This window comes from Cupriavidus sp. GW823-FHT07B10 (assembly GCF_058794355.1).
The window spans coordinates 1-17081 of sequence record NZ_JBXAGS010000001.1 but is presented as its reverse complement, the minus strand read 5'-3'; the positions used below and the strand labels follow the sequence as shown (position 1 = coordinate 17081).

Here is a 17081-nt window from a genome sequence, read left to right as displayed (position 1 = left end):
GAAACGTCACCATGGCAGAAGTGGTGCTGGCTGTACTCCAGGGGCGGCGCTCGGCAGGCAACGGCCGGCGCCCGGCGCCCGGCGCATCCATAACCCATAACTACCCATAACCACCCATAAGCCATCCAACCTCGACATTGCGCAACGCGGCCTGGGTCAGTTCGCTGATCCGCAGTCCCGTGGCATAGCCGAAGTCCAGCAGAAAGCGCAACCGTTGCGTCATACCGTGACCTCCGTCTGCCGCCGGATCAGGTCCTCCGCCTCGGCTCGGGTCAGGGCGCCCTCGCGCCTGCGCTGCGGCTCCTGCGCCCACATCCGTTCCAGGTCTTCACGCGACGGTTTGGCATCCGGGCCGCTCGGGACACCGATATAGTCGTCGGCGTAGGGACGGGCATACGGGTCGTTGGGTGTGGGCTTGCACGCTGCCTCGATCTCGGGCGGCCACACCGGGTCGCCGCACGTGGCCAGTACGAGCCAACGGGCGAATGCATCGAGCAGGGCGAAAGGCGAGAATATGAAGTCGATCATGGCCCAAAAAGCCCCGGAGAATTTCCCGCCCCGGCAAATCTTGTACCCCTCCCAGAACGTCTCCCGCGGCGGCCAGAAACGATAGGGCTCAGGCAGATTGGCGGGGCCGTCCTGCATGTAACGCCGGTAGTATTCCCATTGCGCGTAGATCTCTTCCAGCGTCAGCGCGAACTGGCCGAGCACGAAGGCACGTACCACGTTGCCCTCCGCGTCGAGCTGGTAATGGCGGATGCCGGCCATGGCCACCAAGCCGCCCACCAGCTTGGTGCCTTTCTCCACCTCATCGAACTCGCCAGCCGCGCGGAAGGATTGGGTGGCGTGATAGAGCGCCAGCCCTTGCAGGATGCAGGCAACCGCACCGACGTTCACGAAGCGAGAACCCAAGACTGCCTTAACTTGCCGCACGCCGGGTACGTCATTTTCCGTGCGCAGCTTGAGCACGCTCAGTTCGGCATTGCTCCCCAGATCCTCGGTCCTGAACCAGACCAGCCTCGCGCTCTGCGCGAGCTTGCTGCTGGCCCGCCGCGCCCAGGCTGCGGCTTCCTCGCGGTGCTGGGTCCGGCCTAACTGCTTGTAGAGTGCTGGATTGACGGCCTCCAGGTCGCTCAGCACCGTGGCACGGATCTGCATGACGCTCGCGGTACGGGAAACCAACCGTACGCCGCTGGACAGGCTCATGCCATACAAGGCCAACCGGGCGGACGCCGACCCCACCTTGTTGGCCAGGGCAGGAATAACCTCATCGGCAAGTATCCAGGTCAGGCGCGGCACCAGACTCATCTTCGCCAGCGCTTCGGGCAGTGTGAGGTCCTTTGCCATGACGTCCATGTTATCGATGCCGCTTTTCAGGATGCCGAAGATCGCCCCGTATCCCTGGTCGGTCGGGTCCGCCACGGTGTCGATGATGGGCTTGTGATCCAGCATCAGCGCCCGCGCAAGCAGATTATCGTGGCGTACCGGATTCGCGTCGTCGAACCAGCGCTTGATTACGCGACGGCACTCCACGGTATCCAGCGCATTTTCCAGGCATCGGGTCAGCGACTCGTTGTAGACATAGCCATGCGGCAGTTCGAGCTTGTCATGGCGGTACTGCATGTAGGCGGCAAGCTGGGGGCTCACGAGCCATTGCACGAGCGACGCCGCAATCGGTGCGAGCACATTCTCGTTGAGCATCTTGAGGCGCGGCGCCAGATTCTGGTGGCGCTTGCCCGGCGTCAGTTCATCTTCGTAGGGCTTCCATGCGGCGTCGCTGGCGGCTTTCAATCTCTCAAGGCGCGTGGCTTCCCGCGCGGCGTCTTCGCGCTTCCAGCGCTCGGCGGTCGCTTTGCCATTGAACAGGGCTGACATGAGTTCGTAAGCTGGAAATCCTTCCGGCGTGGTCGCCGTGCGCTCCGCCTCAGCGAGGGCCGCCTCGGCCTCCTTCGTGTGCTGCGCTTCCGCGTTGGCTCGAATGTTCTTTTCGAGCGTATTCAGGAACAGATCGGTTGAATTCCGCTCGCTCCCTCAGCTTTGTCCGCAGCTGCCGATAGCGCGCGGGATTTCAAGTGCTTCACGGTCTCTCGGTGTGCAGATCTAGTGCACGACAATCCAGCCAATTCCGGATTTCCATACCGCTGTGAGGAACCGGAATTAGCTGGACTGCGTTTTTCGAAAAATCAATGACTTAACAGCTAATTCCGCCGCCGCTCGGCCGTCTTAGAACCGGAATTAGCTGGACTGCAGTGAAAAGAAGCGCGAATTAGCTGGACTGCTCCGCACGCGCCTTTTGGCGCACAATTCCTCACCTTGCACCCCACCCGCTCCGAAATCTCCGGTTTGCCTCTACCTCGACTGTCGCGCAAAACGCGTCCCAATAGTCTGGGAAAATCTCAAAGTAGCCTAGGCCGGATGACTAAGTATCTGGCTAACTAATAGGGCTGTGCCAAGGCGAACGATCGAGACGCCTACCCGTCACCTCTCCGTTTGCCGCCGCGGGAGTGACGTATGAAAATCGTCAGGCAGTGCCAGGCGTGCGGACTGCCGTTCGAGGTTCGCCCCCAAACACCTGGGCAACGCTTTTGCCCAGCACGCGCGTGCCAGCGACGCCGGCGCCGCGAATGGCAGCGGCAGCGCTTAGCAACCGACGCGGACTATCGCGCGAACCAAGCACAGGCCCAACGCAACTGGGTCGCGGCACACCCGGGGTATTGGCATGAGTACCGTGAGCTCCACCCCGCGTATGCCGCCCGCAACCGGGAACAGCAAAAACGGCGGAACGTCACGAATCGCGTTGCAAAGATGGACGTGTGGAAACGGCTTACCGCCGTCCGCTCAGGCATTTACGCCCTGTCTCCAGCGCCACAAACGCTGATTGCAAAGATGGACCCGTGGATCGTCCGAATTACAGTCCTGGCGCGGGAGAGTGCAGATCGCGTCATGATTGCAAAGAGAGGACGTGTCACGCAAGGCCTTTGGACCTGCTAAAAATGACGGTGTGCACGTCCCAACGATCGCCAACTTGGGGGCTGGCGGAGCATGGGCACGGCACTCGATTTGGACAGTGAGTCGAAATCATGCTGACAGTCCCTCAACGCAATGGCGAAACGCCGAGCGCCGAAGTACAAGCGGCCGAGTACGTCCGCATGTCGACTGAACATCAGCAGTACTCGACTGAGAATCAGCGCGACAAGATCCGGGAATATGCTCAACGGCGTGGCCTTCGCATAGTCCGTACCTATGCCGACGAAGGGAAGAGCGGCTTACGCATCGACGGCAGGCAGGCGCTCCAAAACCTCATTCATGACGTCGAATCCGGCGCGGCGGATTTCCAGGTCATCCTCGTCTATGACGTGAGCCGGTGGGGCCGCTTCCAGGACGCCGACGAAAGCGCGTACTACGAGTACATCTGCCGGAGAGCTGGCTTACAGGTGGCCTATTGCGCCGAGCAGTTCGAGAACGATGGTTCTCCTGTGTCCACAATCGTCAAGGGTGTAAAGCGTGCAATGGCTGGGGAGTACAGCCGCGAACTCTCATCAAAAGTATTCGCTGGGCAATGCCGCCTTATTGAGATGGGTTTTCGCCAAGGGGGTCCCGCGGGGTATGGGCTGCGGCGGGTACTTGTGGACCAGCACGGTGTCATGAAAGCACCGCTGGCACGGGGCGAGCACAAGAGCATTCAGACTGACCGCGTGATCTTGATGCCTGGCCCGGAAAGTGAGGTACGTACTGTCAATCTCATCTACTCGTGGTTCATCGAGGAGTCGCTAAATGAGCATGAAATCGCTGCACGCCTGAACGCAATGCGAATCGAGACGGAACTCGGTCGGCCTTGGGGTCGATCTACAGTGAGGGAGGTCCTGACGAACGAGAAGTACATTGGCAACAACGTCTACAACCGCGTCTCATTCAAGCTGAAGAAGACTCGGGTCGCGAACACCCCCGATATGTGGATTCGGAAGGAGCATGCCTTTGAACCAATAGTCCCGAGCGATATCTTCTACACCGCTCAAGGCATCATGCGCGCAAGGGCTCGCCGCTACTCGGATAGCGAGCTTATCGACAGGCTACGCGCACTGTACAAGAGCCGCGGCTATCTATCCGGCCTAGTTATCGATGAAACGGAGGGAATGCCATCGACCTCAGTCTACGTTTATCACTTCGGGAGCCTCATCCGTGCTTATCAGACGGTTGGTTTTACGCCCGACCGCGATTACCGGTACGTAGAGACCAATCGTTTCCTACGCCGCCTCCATCCAGAGATGGTGACGGAGACGGAGCGCAGAATCGCCGCGCTTGGTGGCACCGTAGTTCGCGATCCAGCTACGGACTTGCTTATGCTCAATGGTGAGTTCAATGCCTCGATCGTCCTAGCTCGATGCCAATCTCCCGCGACTGGCCATTACCGCTGGAAGGTACGATTCGACACAAGTCTCGCTCCCGACATTACTGTCGCAGTCCGCCTAGGCCAAGAGAACGACTCGATACTGGACTATTACCTGCTCCCACGCCTCGACTTCTGTAGGCCACGTATCAACCTGGCCGAACGCAATCCGGCCGAACTGGAGAGCTACCGATTTGACAACCTGGACTACCTTTATGGCATGGCGGCTCGCTCGAAGCTCAGGAGAGCAGCATGAGCGAAAAGCGGCAGCCAGGCGAGGTTCGCATGATCCCAATCGATCGTGTCGAAGTCCTGAATCCACGAGAACGGAACGGAAAGGTATTCGGCGAGATCGTTGAGAACATCAAAACCATTGGCCTGAAGAAGCCAATTACTGTCACCCCGCGCTTGGCTGCAGATGGCGGGGAGAAGTACATGCTTGTCTGTGGTGAGGGACGTCTCAAAGCATTCCGGTCCCTCGGTGAAACAACGATTCCAGCTCTCGTCGTTCACGTTAGCGATGAGGAAGCCTTCCTCATGAGCCTGGCTGAAAACATCGCGCGCCGCCAGTGTCGTTCACTGGAACTGCTGGCAGGCATTCGCCAGCTACATGAGCAAGGCTACTCACCGAGAGTCATCGCCGAAAAGACGGGACTAACTCAACAGTACATCCAGGGCATCCTGACGCTGCTTCAGCAAGGTGAAGAGCGCTTGCTCGTCGCTGTCGAGAAAGGCAGCATCCCACTGAACGCCGCACTTGCAATTGTAGGTGCTGGCGACGATGACAAGGCGATTCAGGCGGCTCTACAGGAGGCTTACGAATCAGGCAAGTTGAGAGGCAAGCAACTCATGGACGCGCGCCGAGTGATCGAGCGTCGCCAGACACTCGGCAGGACAAGCTCTCGTAGGATGCCGCGGCAAGCTAGCGACGTCTCTTCGTCTAGCCTTATCCGCACATATCAGAATGAGGTTGAGCGCCAAAAATCCATGGTCCGCAAGGCCGAGTTTGCGCAACAACGGCTGATGTTCGTTGTGGGAGCTCTACGACAGCTCTTCGCTGATGAGAACTTCATCAATCTTCTGCGTGCTGAAGACCTCGCCACGCTCCCGAAGTACTTATCTGAACGCGTGTGGCCCGGAGGTGTGTTGAGATGAGCGGCGTTACGCTGGGCTTCATTCCTGAGCCGTTGAACATTCCTGTGGTCTGCATTCTTCCGTCTCGGCGCACCCCGGAAGGCATTGCCACGTCCCGAAAGTTCAATCAGATCAAGTCATCGATAGAGGAAATCGGACTGATAGAGCCTCTCTCAGTCACGGCAGCCGATGAGCAGTCTGGTCAGCATGTCCTTCTGGACGGGCACATCCGACTGATCGCCCTTCGGGAGCTAGGCTTCGTCGAGGCGTCCTGCCTTATTGCGACCGACGATGAGAGCTTTACATACAACAATCGCATCAATCGCCTCTCGACCATTCAAGAGCACCTCATGCTAAGACGAGCGATAGATCGCGGCGTCTCACCGGAGCGCCTGGCCAAAGCGCTCAGCGTCGACGTAACACACATCCAGAAGAAGGCCAATCTCTTGAACGGAATCTGCCCAGAGGCAGCGGAGCTACTCAAGGACCGGCAATTTTCACCAGAGCTCGTTCGCGCCATCAGGAAAATGAAGCCGACCCGGCAAGTCGAGTGCATCGAACTTATGGCTTCAGCAAACAATCTCACGATCGCCTACGCCGAAGCGTTGCTGGTCGCCACTCCTTCCAGCTTACTTGTCGACGGCAAGAAGCCACGTAAGCTCACCGGCGTCACGCAGGAGCAGATGGCAAAGATGGAAAGGGAAATGACAAACTTGCAGGGGCAATACAAGCTCGTTGAGCAGACCTATGGTCAAGACATCTTGAACCTCGTTTTGGCGAAGGGCTATCTAGCAAAGCTGCTAGAGAATGAGTCAGTGTCTACCTTCCTTCGTCAAAGGCAGTCTGATCTGCTATCAGAGTTTGAGTTAATCGTACAAACCGTATCGTTGGATCAATAGCCACGTCTGGCGCATCCATTCGGCCGTTTGCCTCGGAACGGAGCCGGCAAATGCCGCCGCCCCGGATAATAAAGATGCGGCCCCTAGAAGCGCTGCCACCACGGCTCAAGAATGGCCTCCGGTTCCCCGGCTGTCACAGCCGGGCTCCGTCACACACGGTATGCTTTACGCCAACGAGTTCAACACACAGGGCGAAGTTGGCACGAACCACAACGCATGACATAAATTCCGGCGCCCCGTGGCGGCGCATCGGCCTGGCATTGGCGGCCGCCTTGCTGCTGGGCGATGCCATCGCGCTGATGCTGACGGGGCTGATCAACTTCGGCGTGGTGCTTCCCGGCGCGATCGGCGCTGCATGTCTTGCGTTGTCATGGCGCTGGGAAGCCGTGGCGCAATGGCGTATGGCCAGCGCGCGGCACCGATGGATCTGGCGGGCAGGGTGGACGGCATTCGCAGTATGGCTGACGACGGTGGCGGTGTTCTTCTACTTCATCCACCGCGGCATTGCCGAATCCGCGCCGAAGGCAATGGCCGCGAAGGCCATCATCATCCTTGGCTCCGGCACACCGCATTGCATTGCGTCGCCGACGCTGAGGGCGCGGCTAGACGAGGGCACGGCGCTCGCGCGGCAATGGCCTGCGGCGTGGGTGGTGGTGAGCGGTGGGCGGGACTTCCTACGGCAATGTCGCGAGGCGGATATCATGGGGGACTATCTGACCGCGCACGGCCTGGCGCCCGACCGCCTGATCCGGGAGGATCGAAGTACCAGCACGGAGGAAAATCTGCGCTTCAGCCGCGGATTGCTGGAGAAGAAAGGCGTGAGTGCTGCGGACCCGCTGGTACTGGTGACCAGTGATTTTCATCTGATGCGGGCTAAGAGGATTGCTCAGAAGGTGGGATTGGGGGCAGTAGTTGGGGCAGCCGCGCCTACCCCACATTACCTGCGCTACAACGCGTGGTTAAGGGAATATTTCGCGTTCATCAGCGGGTGGGCGCTGGGAGAGATCTGAGGCTCGCAGCACCCCATAAGGGGCGGAAATCGTGCGCTGGCCAAGTATGAACGGCGCGAGGTCAATCGGCCGCGCGGTATCTTCCTTCGCCTACAGAACACCCCGGCCGTCCGCAATCGCAATCTGCCGGGCAATACCTCCCTTTCAACCCAGTGCCTGCGAGCAGACGGCGCTCTGGTCCGGCAGCTGCTTCAACGGCGAAATAGCGCGTGAGGTACGTCGTCATCAAGACAAACGCTTGCCTCCAACGTATCCCATGTGATGACGAGCAGCGAGTATGATTGGCCATGGGCCCAGACTCTCATTACGCATTCGCTTTGGCAGACGATTCCATTACTCCGCGAGGACGATTTTACCCACGTTTGGAAGGCAAGCATGTCGGCGACTCCTTCGGTGCCTATCGGGGCGGTAATTTTTGATGCGTTCGATACGCTGTGCGAAATCCAGAATCCCCGCCACCCGTTTGCCGAGATTGTGCGCGCTGGTGGTAGGCGCCTTGACGCGCGTGTTGCCCTGATGACACGCCCAGTCAGTATCCGTCAGGCAGTTGAGAGCTTTGGATTCACCGACATCGACGTCGCTGAGCTTGAACTGCGTTTGGAGATCGAGCTTGCAAGCATCCGCTTATTTGATGACGCTATCCCAACGCTGATGGCGCTCAGACGTCGTGGCATTAGGCTCGCTATTGCATCAAATTTGGCTGCGCCTTATGCACCACCGCTACTCAAACTTCTCCCAATACAGCTGGACGTATATGCCTGGTCGTTTGACGTCGGATATCTTAAACCACAGGTAGAGATCTTCGAGTGGGCGACGTCGAAACTTGGGGTACCGGCTGCAGCGACGCTGATGGTCGGCGACACCTATAAGGCCGACTACCTTGGCGCCATGAATGCCGGCTTGCAAGCTCGCCACCTGGTCAGGTCGAAAGGGGCGCGACCTGGAGCGTTATCCATTCGTTCGCTGTCCGAGATTCTGGATCTACCCCTGGCGGGATAGCGCCATGGCGGTGGCATGACTCTCCTCGCAATCGAGTGTCGCAATGTCTGAAAGCGCTTGTTCACAGTGAAATGCTGAGCAACCTCACCCCTTCGGGGGATACTGGAAAATCAGATTTGTCTCGGAGCAAGGCCCCTCCGAACTCCAATGGACGCTACACTGACTGCACGCACTGATCTACTGATCGGAGCACCTCAACAGCCGCCCCCCTTAGAGCCATGAGCATTCACAAGCTGAAGGATCCTCACGCCGTCAAACTGGCACTCGATGAATTTGATCAGCTTGGTAGAACGGCGTTTCTGGAAAAATACGGGTTCGGCAGGTCGCGCGAGTATATGCTCCGAGACCCGGTCACAGGCAACCTGTATGACTCGAAGGCGATTGTTGGAGCAGCCTACGGCTACGCATTTCCTGACAAAGGACCGCTGGGCGCCGATAGCTTCTCCGGCGGCGAAGCCACCGTGGAGCGAGTGCTGAGCGACCTTGACTTTGAAGTGGTTCGAGTTGGACAGGAATGGAGCAGAGCGGAGGTAGAGGCTACTGTCCGGGACTACTTCGAGATGCTGTCTCTCGAAGCTCAGCGAATTTCATATAACAAAAGCGAGCACAATGCTCGTCTTCGGTCGCACCTCAAGATCCGAAGTAAAGCAGCCATTGAACTTAAACATCAAAACATTTCGGCGGTCCTGTATCAGCTCGACCTCCCATACATCCCAGGATATAAACCGCGCACGAATCTGCAGGAACTGTTGCGCCAGGTGGTCCTCGAGTTTGTCTCGTCCAGTGAAAGTCAGATCTCGCGGGTTCTCGACAACCTAGAGGCGAAGACAGAGCCTGGCGACCAACTCTTCAAGGGAGTATTAGTGGCGCCTCCGATCGTAGAAGTCCTCCAACCAACAACGAAGAAAGCTCGTCTGCCCAGGAAGTATGACTATGCCGCCCGCGACGAGCGCAATCGTAAGCTTGGATATAGCGGTGAAGCGTGGGTAGTTCGCTTCGAGCAAGACCGGCTTGAGAACGAAGAACGGCCGGATCTGGCAACGAAGATCGATTGGCTTTCAGATCGCCTGGGGGATGGCACTGGCTACGACATCTTGTCGTTCGAATCATCGGAGCTGGCTCGCTTCATTGAGGTCAAGACAACGAATGGTGGCCCGCTCACACCATTCATCGTAAGTCGAAACGAGAAGGATTTTTCGGACGAGACTGGCGACGCGTTCTGCCTCTATCGCGTATTTGATTTCTCGGCCGCTCCGAAGCTCTTTATCCTGCGCGGCGGCCTATCCTCGAATTTGTTGCTCGAGCCAATGGACTACAGAGCCCGCCTCAAAGCTATTCGCTCATAGGCCATCGGCACCCCGTCTCTCATCTCTATCTCGTAAGCCGTCTGCCTGCCTTACCTTACCGCTCCCCCTTGGCGTATTCGGGTAGAATCGAAGCACTGATGGACCTCACAGAAGAGGACGCCATGTCTCAGGCGAACAAGAAGAGAATTGGCAGGCTGTCGCCGTTCGCTCGCGCGACGATCCAGGCGAATGCGCTTCTGGAGGTTACCCTTGCGCAAGAGGCCGGAGAGTCTGAAACGGTACGCATCGGCCACCGCACGATGCGAGTTGGCGACGTAGCAGTGGAACTCACCGCAGCCCGCTCGCGCGTCGAAGCTCTTTTCTCGCAGCCGAATATGGATGCGGATGCCATTCGTCGGCGCGTCAACCGGGATGCACAGCAAGACAAGGATCGGCCGTTCACTGTAATGGCAGGGCTGCGTCGCAGACCCGGACTGCGCCACAAATAAGCCACCTACGGGTGGCTTTTTATTTTGCCATTGTTGCCCCCGTCCTCATCTTTGACCGAGCTTATAGCTCTCTCAAGAGCCGCCCTATCAAACTGCCAGATGGGATATCCGTCGACCCGCGGCCCCCTTGCAGCCCGCAGGTGCCCCTCGTCTACTAACTTGTATAGGCGCTTTTTGGAGAGTCCTGACATCTCCCTCGCTTCTGCCAGCGTAACCAGGTTTGCTTGTCCGCCTGCGGCATCGTCAACACTAGCCTTGAGTACAGATCCCATCTTACGCCCGCTCGTGGTCGAAAAGAATCTCCCAATGAGCACTCCCTCCACCACTAGCTGTTTCACCCTAGTGGTTCGCATATGCAAGATTTTTGCGGCCTCTTTGATTGAAATCCACTCGTTCGAATCACGGGACGCCTGCGAGATCCTTCGGTTACGTTTGTTGAGTTGGCCCGACCAGTGATTGGCGATGTAGCGCTCGAATTCCTCTCGGAGGACGGCAAATGACGGCTCGGGAAACCCCTTGTACAGTGTTGGGTAGAACCTCCCAAAATGAGCAGGTAGTCTGTTGCCACTTTCCGCCAAACGTGATCTCTTGCCTAGCTCATCCAGCAACATGTGAAAACCGCTCGGCCAATCGAAGAGTACAGTCGCAGTAGCCTCAACCATACTGATAGCGTGGTCGAGGCGCATGACACCAGAGATCTTCTGCGCCTTAGCTTTTTGCCGTATAGCGTACGCGCCGAGAAACCAGGTGATGCGAAGCAACTGGTCGATGTTAAGAGGTCCTACTTTCGGTGAAAAAGCTTGCGCAATTGTCGAACAAGGATGCAGCGCGGAAGCTAACATGCGAACATAAGAGCGAGCATTTTCGGTGCACGGCAGCGCAGCAGCAGTCTCAAGCGGAGCGCCGCATGAACACTTACCGAGCGGCGCACCGGTCCATCGTATGCTCTGCCCACATTCAGGGCAGTCGTCGCGCAACCAAACCGCGTGTTCGTGACAGGCAACCCCGAAGGTCAATCCCCAAATAGCGCGGTGGTAACGCGTCGCGGCCAAGCAAATCGGGCAATAGCGCTGAAAGCGGGTGTTCCAATAGCGCACGGCTACATCGCCGCTATCTCGCGTATTCAACAAGCCGAGACCAGATATTGGCCCGCGCAGCGTTGACAGCGTAGCATTGTCATGCCCCGTGAGTACCTCCAGCAATGCTCTCTGCCCACCCCTTTCATCGCTTGCGATCGCAAAGGGTACAAACCATCGCGGATGATCGAACCCGTTCAGTGAACTCAAGCGGAGGACATAACCTTGCCTAGACTCATGCGCAAGGGGCAATGGCCGAATCAATAGCCGCATATCTTCACCTCCAACGAGGACGATCACCAGCGCTTCGCTACAGGATTATCTTTAGGCTGCAAGGGGGCTCGACGAATCGAGGCTAGATAATAGTGCTGCTTTCACTTGGCATGTCGCGAATGCAAATTGATGTCTCTTTCATTGACGCGCCTCCACATGGAAGGGCGTCGTCAGCCGCTCCACTAGTATTTGTGACATGGTCAGTACCGCCGCCATATCAAATCGATGGTTCACCGTAGAGCGCGGTATCTCCATGTCCCCACCGTCGTACCGCCTTACATAGCGTTCCGCGCTTTGAAAAAGCGTGATGGACTCAGATACCAGCCATCCCGTGATGAAGTGCCGAAATCCTCCGGCACACTGTTCCGCGAATGGAAGATCGTTCCTAAGCCTATCTTCCAATGCATTCGTGAAGATCAATACGTTCTCAGGCGGCTCCAGATCGCTCTGAATGCCGCGCGTAAGGTCGTTTCCACACGCGCATCGGGTCAAGTGTTCACGACGCCAATCTAAAGTACAACCACACTTCGGACAGGTATCGATCAACCAACGCCGGTGCCGCACACAGGCGCAGATCAAGCGTAGATCCCGAACGGCTGGCGCAGCATCCCGCTCGCGCAAGCACTCTACGCAAATCGCAGAACGAGTCCTGCGAAAAAACTTTTTGGGTACGTCCAAATTCATGAACCGCACCACATGCTGTAGTCCCGTAGCTCTGGGGCGACATGTCGTGCTGGCGAGGACCTCTGGATCAATTCCAACCAACTCCGCTAGCAGCAGGTAAGGTCGGTGGCTTCGGCTCCCAAACGACACCAGTTTACTCAGCACCGAAGGTGCCCAATTCAGCGCAGTCAGACCATTCAGTTCCCCAATCCTATGGACATAGCTAAATAGGCTTTCACCCTTGTACGGCCTTGGCCGCACAAGGAGCTTTGCTGGAAGCAGTTTCTTAGCAGTAACCACTGAACGGCTCACCGTCTTTGTTAAGCGGTCTAGGTATGAATTCACTATCAAACGGATTCCGTTCGCGATCAACCTGAGACCAAATCGCGTTTTCGAAGGCTCTCCTCAACACATCGATATCTATGCACTCACGCCCCTCTTCCAACGCAATCTGTATTGCACTGCTGGTGAGCTTCATGACATAGTCAATGAGTCCGTTGGTTGCATAAAACATGAGAGGGACCACTGCCGGTTCAATGAATGCGGATGGTTTGCTAAGCGGCGTTTGGGAATGGAGTGTGTTAAGGAACTCTGCGAACTTGATCGCTTCTCGCTTTGTCTTAATTGAAAATGGTGACAAGGTAGCTTGGGGAAGAAACCGGCGGCGCAGCTGCTCATTCAATTCTAGGATTCGCTTGCAGCGAGGGAGTCCGAGTAGCACGAAGGGAACCCGCGTGGCGTTGATCAGTTGCTTTAGCCAGTCGGCAACCTTGTACTCGATCTTTCCCTCCGACTTAGCGACGAACTGTTGGAATTCGTCTAGCATTACGAGTTCAACGCCACACGACTTAAACAGGGTAATTATGCGCCCGGTCTTTGTTTCGGCGGATCCTTTGTCTGGATAGGGATCATCCAGGGCAATTAGTATCCTCTCTGCGACATTCTTGATCGTCGGTGCCGCCGGAAGCTCTAGCTCCAGAACTCGTATCACGGTGATTTCCTCGAGCTCCTCCCGCGGATATCTGGCTGCGTATGTCCTGCGTATCGTTGACTTACCTGCACCTGAGACACCAGTTATGAGGAGACAATCTGGCTCTTCGACTAGATAATGGCCATATAGGTGACACCGCTCGATGGCCTGCACGGCTGAGGTGAATGCGGGGTGTCGAATGAGCTTTCTCCTAAACTCGAACACGGCCGCATCGGCCGGGCGAAGTGAAGGCGTGCCACTAGGAAACATATCGCGCTGCGAATGCCCTAGGGGCATGTCGCGAAGTCGCTTCGGCCGATCGCTACTAAATTTTTCCATGGCTCACTCCCTCGATTCTCTTGGTTGCATCGGACGGTATTCAACGTCGTAGTTCGACAACTCTTGGTCGGCGAGCCACGAGGTCACGAAGTCCGCCGTATTTGTCTCTTGGGGTGGGAGCGTTGGACTTGTGTCTGAGTAAGCAGAGGATGCTTCGGCGTGCTGCCTTAGGACCTCCTTGGCCGCTGCGGACTGCTTTTCTTTCGGTAATGCCGGTGATATCCGGGTCTGCATTAGACGCTCGGTATACTCCCGCAACTCCATCTTCGCGACGAGCATGGCGTCGTGTAGCGGCAATGCCGCGTAGTCCGCCTTTGCCTTTCTAGTGATTAGAGTATGTTGCTCAATCGTGAGGCCATTCGCAACGTCCGGCGTTGTGCAGGTTGCAACAACATAGTCCTTGCGCTCCGGATCCAAAACATGCACGGCCCCCAGGTCGTCCGGGTCATATCTGACTTTGACTTCTAGCGACTTTCTATTTCCGCGAATGCGCTGAAGTGCGGTCGACGTGTACCGCAAGTTGTTTAGTTGAACGCCATTCTGGTCCAACCGTCTCGTTTCGACTTGGCCAAGATATACTTTGAGGCGCTGCGGGTCAGGCGCAAGTTCAGGCGGGTCGATTTCCACACCTTCTTTCCACCGTTGTAAGGGGGCAGTGTTGATGCCTCTGTGATACGTTGCGCCATACACTTCCACGATCCACTTGTGAAGGACCTGCTGAAGTTCGCCCAGCGTAAGAACGGCTTTCGCAGCTGAGTCGTAGCCAAGCCGCTGTTCGTACGTTGCGTATGTGGTCCCGGGGACGAGGTGGAGGAAGTTGTAGTTGAGTGTCTTGAGGAAGCGCTCGACGACTCCTTTTAAATGAGGGGTGCGCGGCTGACAGTAGAGCAGATGTGTTCCAATGTCTGCGCACGCAGCTTCTAAGTCTTGCGCGTGAAACTCGAGACCGTTGTCGCATACGAGTAGCTCGATCACCCCATAGCACGGCCAAGTGGCCACGATTTCGGGGTACTTCTCACGCATATATGTCTTGGGAAGCATGGCGTGACGCAAGCAGCGAAGCACCGATTCGACACTGGGCTTCCTGAAGCTCACATAGAAACCGACCACCATGCGCGAATACCGGTCAATCATCACCGTGACCCACGGCCGGCCGAGTACAAGCCTTGTAGCTTCGTCGATGACTAAGATATCCAATGGGGTGTTGTCAACTTCGACACGCTGCAGTGGCCGCGTGCATTCAGGCCCCTTACCAAACATCGCCAGCTCTTGTGTCGCTAGCCGCTCGCCATAGCGACGCTTCAGCACGTTGTACTTTTCGTATTGCTCAAGGAATCTGTTGATGAGCCGGATCGAGGCATCCCGTAGTGCTTCTTCTGGCGGTCTCGCAAGATTCGCTCTCCTGATTCGAGCATTTATCCAATCACGCAGTTCCGCTTTGGACTCGCGTTGCTCTGTGAGATAGATAGTCTCGATACCCTCGACTATCAGTTCGCGGAGTAAGTCGGGGTAGTTAGTGCCTGGCCGTCGGCCGCGAAGCTCCCATTTGTCTATTAGGGCACGAATGTCAAAGCGGCCGAGCACCCACTGCCGTCGCCAAGAATAGAAGGTTGCGATCCTTGGTGGCATCTTGCCGGGCTCGATTTGTTCAGCACACATGCGAAGCGATTCGCGCAGCATCTTTCGACTGAACCCGAGCCGCCCGTCTGGGCAGATTGCCGTAAGGTACTTCCACTTGCGCATGGCCTTGATACGTATCGGTTCCGAGAAATCCGCCAGACTACGTTCGACCGGGGCTTGGTTGGAACGCTCGTCATCGTCAGCCGGGAAGTTCTGAAGAGCGGTGACCTTGAGACGGGCATGCTCATACAAGCTCAGGAGCTCCTGACTGGAGTACTCGTGCAGTGCGCCGTCGGTAGCGGCGCGTAGTTGGAAGCGGTCACCAGTAATCTCGACGATACGATGGCAGATGTCGTCTATCGAGAGAATTGATCCTCGCTTAAATGAAGAGTGCGTCATCATCGGCCTCCGCGAAGGTGCGAATCGAAGTTCCAGCAGTCAATGGCTGGTGGAGGTCGCAGACGAAATCGCGACGGGCCAACGCCTCGACCACTGTTTTAGGGCTTCCTAGTAGTTGTGCCGCTTCCGCAAAGCTGGCTGAGCGGTGATCGTCCCAACTTAAGCCCGCCCAGGCGCTCGGTCCCGAATCGTTAGGACGCATGCGCAGGAGGTACTGAACCATCTTCGACCGTTGGGATTGGCAAATCTGCTCTTCCGTGAGTGCAACAAAGCGAGCACCAGCACTTTCAAAGTGCCTGGTGATTGCGGCAAAGCGTTCGTTGTTTTCCGGCGTGTAGAGCTTTTCGGCGGGCTTGACCTCAACAAACCATTCCCGGCCGTCTTGCCATAGGAACCTAAAGTCAGGCGTATATCTCCGCCGGCGTCCATTGATCAGATATGAAATCGACACAGGTTGTTCGTGGAAGTCTGCGATGGTGCGAGCGAACTCTGCTAGGTAGAGACAGTTCATCTCAAGGAGGCTCTCGCACCGCACCATTCGGCGCATTTTGCGGGAGTAGAATTTCCCCCTGAACCCTCGCCCTGAAGGTCGCACGGGGTTGCGTGTGCTGTGATATGGGAGGTCGGAGGGGAAGAGATGCCTTGCCGGGATATGCGGGGTAGGCAATTTGTGTTCTGCCATGATGGGTCCCTAATCGCTTTCTTCGAGGCGACCGCCGGCCGGCGGCACCCCATGCGAGGTGTCACCGACAAAACTCCGGCTTTCGGGCGTAACATCTCCCGCCCTTGGGTTGTGATTCCCAAAGTAGGGCCGAAGTAAACCGGGGGTCGATGAATGAGCGGCCTTGACCAGCCGACCGCGAGGAGGGATACTTCAAGCGCCAACCAGAAGTATCGGCCTCCAAACGAGGTCAGCGACGGGGCAAGCCGCCAAGGTTTGTCCCGTTTTTACATTTCGGCATCCTCCTTTAATCTACGGCGGCGCAAGCGTTCCGGACCGTACGTGGGCTCGTCTGTAAGAAGTTCATCAATCCTTACCAATTCCCGTAAGGCGCGGATTTGAGCCGGATACAGCCGATCAATCTTCTTCCAAAGCTCGTGGCATAGCAGGTATGTCTCTGTCGGCACATCTGCCGGCAGCACAAACCGCCGTCTCGAGTTCTCTGCAGCAAGCCGCATCTCAAGGTTGTCTCGGTCATTTAGAGACAGCCCGCTGTCGAGCCTATCCAAGAATTCTTCACTCGGCGGCTTGACGCCCAATTCGATGGCGGAGACGTAGGCCTGCTCGTAGCCCAACAACTTGGCCAACTCATGCTGACGCAAGCCACTACGCAAACGTAAGTCACGGATAAAAGTGGCGAATGGGCTACTCATGCAGCTGCACCTGGTTAAGGTATTTAGTACAACGTCCTGACAGCAATCAGCAGCTATTTAAGTACATGGAGCGGCCCCCTGAATCGCCGGACACAGTCCCCCACTTACAATAGCGGGTAGGCATACGACTGTGTTTATGACTA

The 17081-nt window shown here is 57.0% G+C and carries 15 protein-coding genes and 1 pseudogene; 7 read left to right on the top strand and 9 right to left on the bottom strand.

Annotation, left to right across the window (positions count from 1 at the left end):
- Positions 1-100: 100 nt before the first annotated feature.
- Both AC1Q6V_RS00080 and AC1Q6V_RS00075 read right to left on the bottom strand, forming a co-directional pair.
- A complete protein-coding gene (locus AC1Q6V_RS00080) occupies positions 101-223 on the bottom strand; it encodes a hypothetical protein (RefSeq protein WP_255266302.1) in 123 nt (40 codons plus the stop codon).
- Positions 220-768: a DUF6708 domain-containing protein gene (locus AC1Q6V_RS00075; protein WP_492344497.1), complete on the bottom strand. Its 549-nt coding sequence runs from the start codon at positions 766-768 to the stop codon at positions 220-222. The genes AC1Q6V_RS00080 and AC1Q6V_RS00075 overlap by 4 nt, the downstream gene beginning before the upstream one ends.
- A 2312-nt stretch (positions 769-3080) precedes the next feature.
- Here AC1Q6V_RS00075 and AC1Q6V_RS00070 point away from each other — a divergent pair.
- The 7 genes from AC1Q6V_RS00070 to AC1Q6V_RS00040 all read left to right on the top strand — a co-directional run bounded on the left by AC1Q6V_RS00070 (position 3081) and on the right by AC1Q6V_RS00040 (position 10224).
- On the top strand, positions 3081-4643 hold the full coding sequence (locus AC1Q6V_RS00070) for a recombinase family protein (RefSeq protein ID WP_116381133.1): 1563 nt from the start codon (positions 3081-3083) through the stop codon (positions 4641-4643).
- The gene (locus AC1Q6V_RS00065) at positions 4640-5542 is read left to right on the top strand and encodes a ParB/RepB/Spo0J family partition protein (RefSeq protein WP_454749883.1); all 903 of its coding nucleotides are present in this window, start codon (positions 4640-4642) and stop codon (positions 5540-5542) included. The genes AC1Q6V_RS00070 and AC1Q6V_RS00065 overlap by 4 nt, the downstream gene beginning before the upstream one ends.
- Entirely contained in the window at positions 5539-6420 is an 882-nt protein-coding gene (locus AC1Q6V_RS00060) for a plasmid partitioning protein RepB C-terminal domain-containing protein (RefSeq protein ID WP_116381135.1), read from the top strand. Before AC1Q6V_RS00065 ends, AC1Q6V_RS00060 begins: the two co-directional genes overlap by 4 nt.
- A gap of 197 nt (positions 6421-6617) precedes the next feature.
- Entirely contained in the window at positions 6618-7430 is an 813-nt protein-coding gene (locus AC1Q6V_RS00055) for a YdcF family protein (protein ID WP_454749884.1), read from the top strand.
- A gap of 375 nt (positions 7431-7805) precedes the next feature.
- Positions 7806-8429, top strand: coding sequence for an HAD family hydrolase (locus AC1Q6V_RS00050; protein WP_454749885.1), 624 nt, complete (start codon positions 7806-7808; stop codon positions 8427-8429).
- A gap of 218 nt (positions 8430-8647) precedes the next feature.
- Positions 8648-9775, top strand: coding sequence for a protein NO VEIN domain-containing protein (locus AC1Q6V_RS00045; protein ID WP_454749886.1), 1128 nt, complete (start codon positions 8648-8650; stop codon positions 9773-9775).
- 98 nt (positions 9776-9873) lie between these two features.
- A complete protein-coding gene (locus AC1Q6V_RS00040; RefSeq protein ID WP_454749887.1) occupies positions 9874-10224 on the top strand; it encodes a hypothetical protein in 351 nt (116 codons plus the stop codon).
- A gap of 5 nt (positions 10225-10229) precedes the next feature.
- On the opposite strand, the gene AC1Q6V_RS00035 is transcribed toward AC1Q6V_RS00040, so the two are convergent.
- From AC1Q6V_RS00035 to AC1Q6V_RS00005, 7 genes and pseudogenes are all read right to left on the bottom strand, one after another.
- Positions 10230-10910, bottom strand: coding sequence for a helix-turn-helix domain-containing protein (locus AC1Q6V_RS00035; RefSeq protein WP_454749916.1), 681 nt, complete (start codon positions 10908-10910; stop codon positions 10230-10232).
- A gap of 306 nt (positions 10911-11216) precedes the next feature.
- Positions 11217-11573 (bottom strand): annotated as a pseudogene (locus AC1Q6V_RS00030) (TniQ family protein); the annotation flags it as partial.
- A 138-nt stretch (positions 11574-11711) separates the two neighbouring features.
- Positions 11712-12497, bottom strand: a complete 786-nt coding sequence (locus tag AC1Q6V_RS00025) for a TniQ family protein (RefSeq protein WP_492344496.1) — start codon at positions 12495-12497, stop codon at positions 11712-11714.
- 25 nt (positions 12498-12522) lie between these two features.
- A complete protein-coding gene (locus AC1Q6V_RS00020; protein ID WP_454749889.1) occupies positions 12523-13545 on the bottom strand; it encodes a TniB family NTP-binding protein in 1023 nt (340 codons plus the stop codon).
- A gap of 3 nt (positions 13546-13548) precedes the next feature.
- Positions 13549-15567: a transposase gene (locus AC1Q6V_RS00015; RefSeq protein WP_454749890.1), complete on the bottom strand. Its 2019-nt coding sequence runs from the start codon at positions 15565-15567 to the stop codon at positions 13549-13551.
- Positions 15545-16075 (bottom strand): Tn7 transposase TnsA N-terminal domain-containing protein, encoded by a 531-nt coding sequence (locus AC1Q6V_RS00010; RefSeq protein WP_454749891.1) that lies wholly within the window; start codon positions 16073-16075, stop codon positions 15545-15547. The genes AC1Q6V_RS00015 and AC1Q6V_RS00010 overlap by 23 nt, the downstream gene beginning before the upstream one ends.
- A 437-nt stretch (positions 16076-16512) precedes the next feature.
- Positions 16513-16938: a helix-turn-helix domain-containing protein gene (locus AC1Q6V_RS00005; RefSeq protein ID WP_454749892.1), complete on the bottom strand. Its 426-nt coding sequence runs from the start codon at positions 16936-16938 to the stop codon at positions 16513-16515.
- Between the last annotated feature and the right edge of the window lie 143 nt (positions 16939-17081).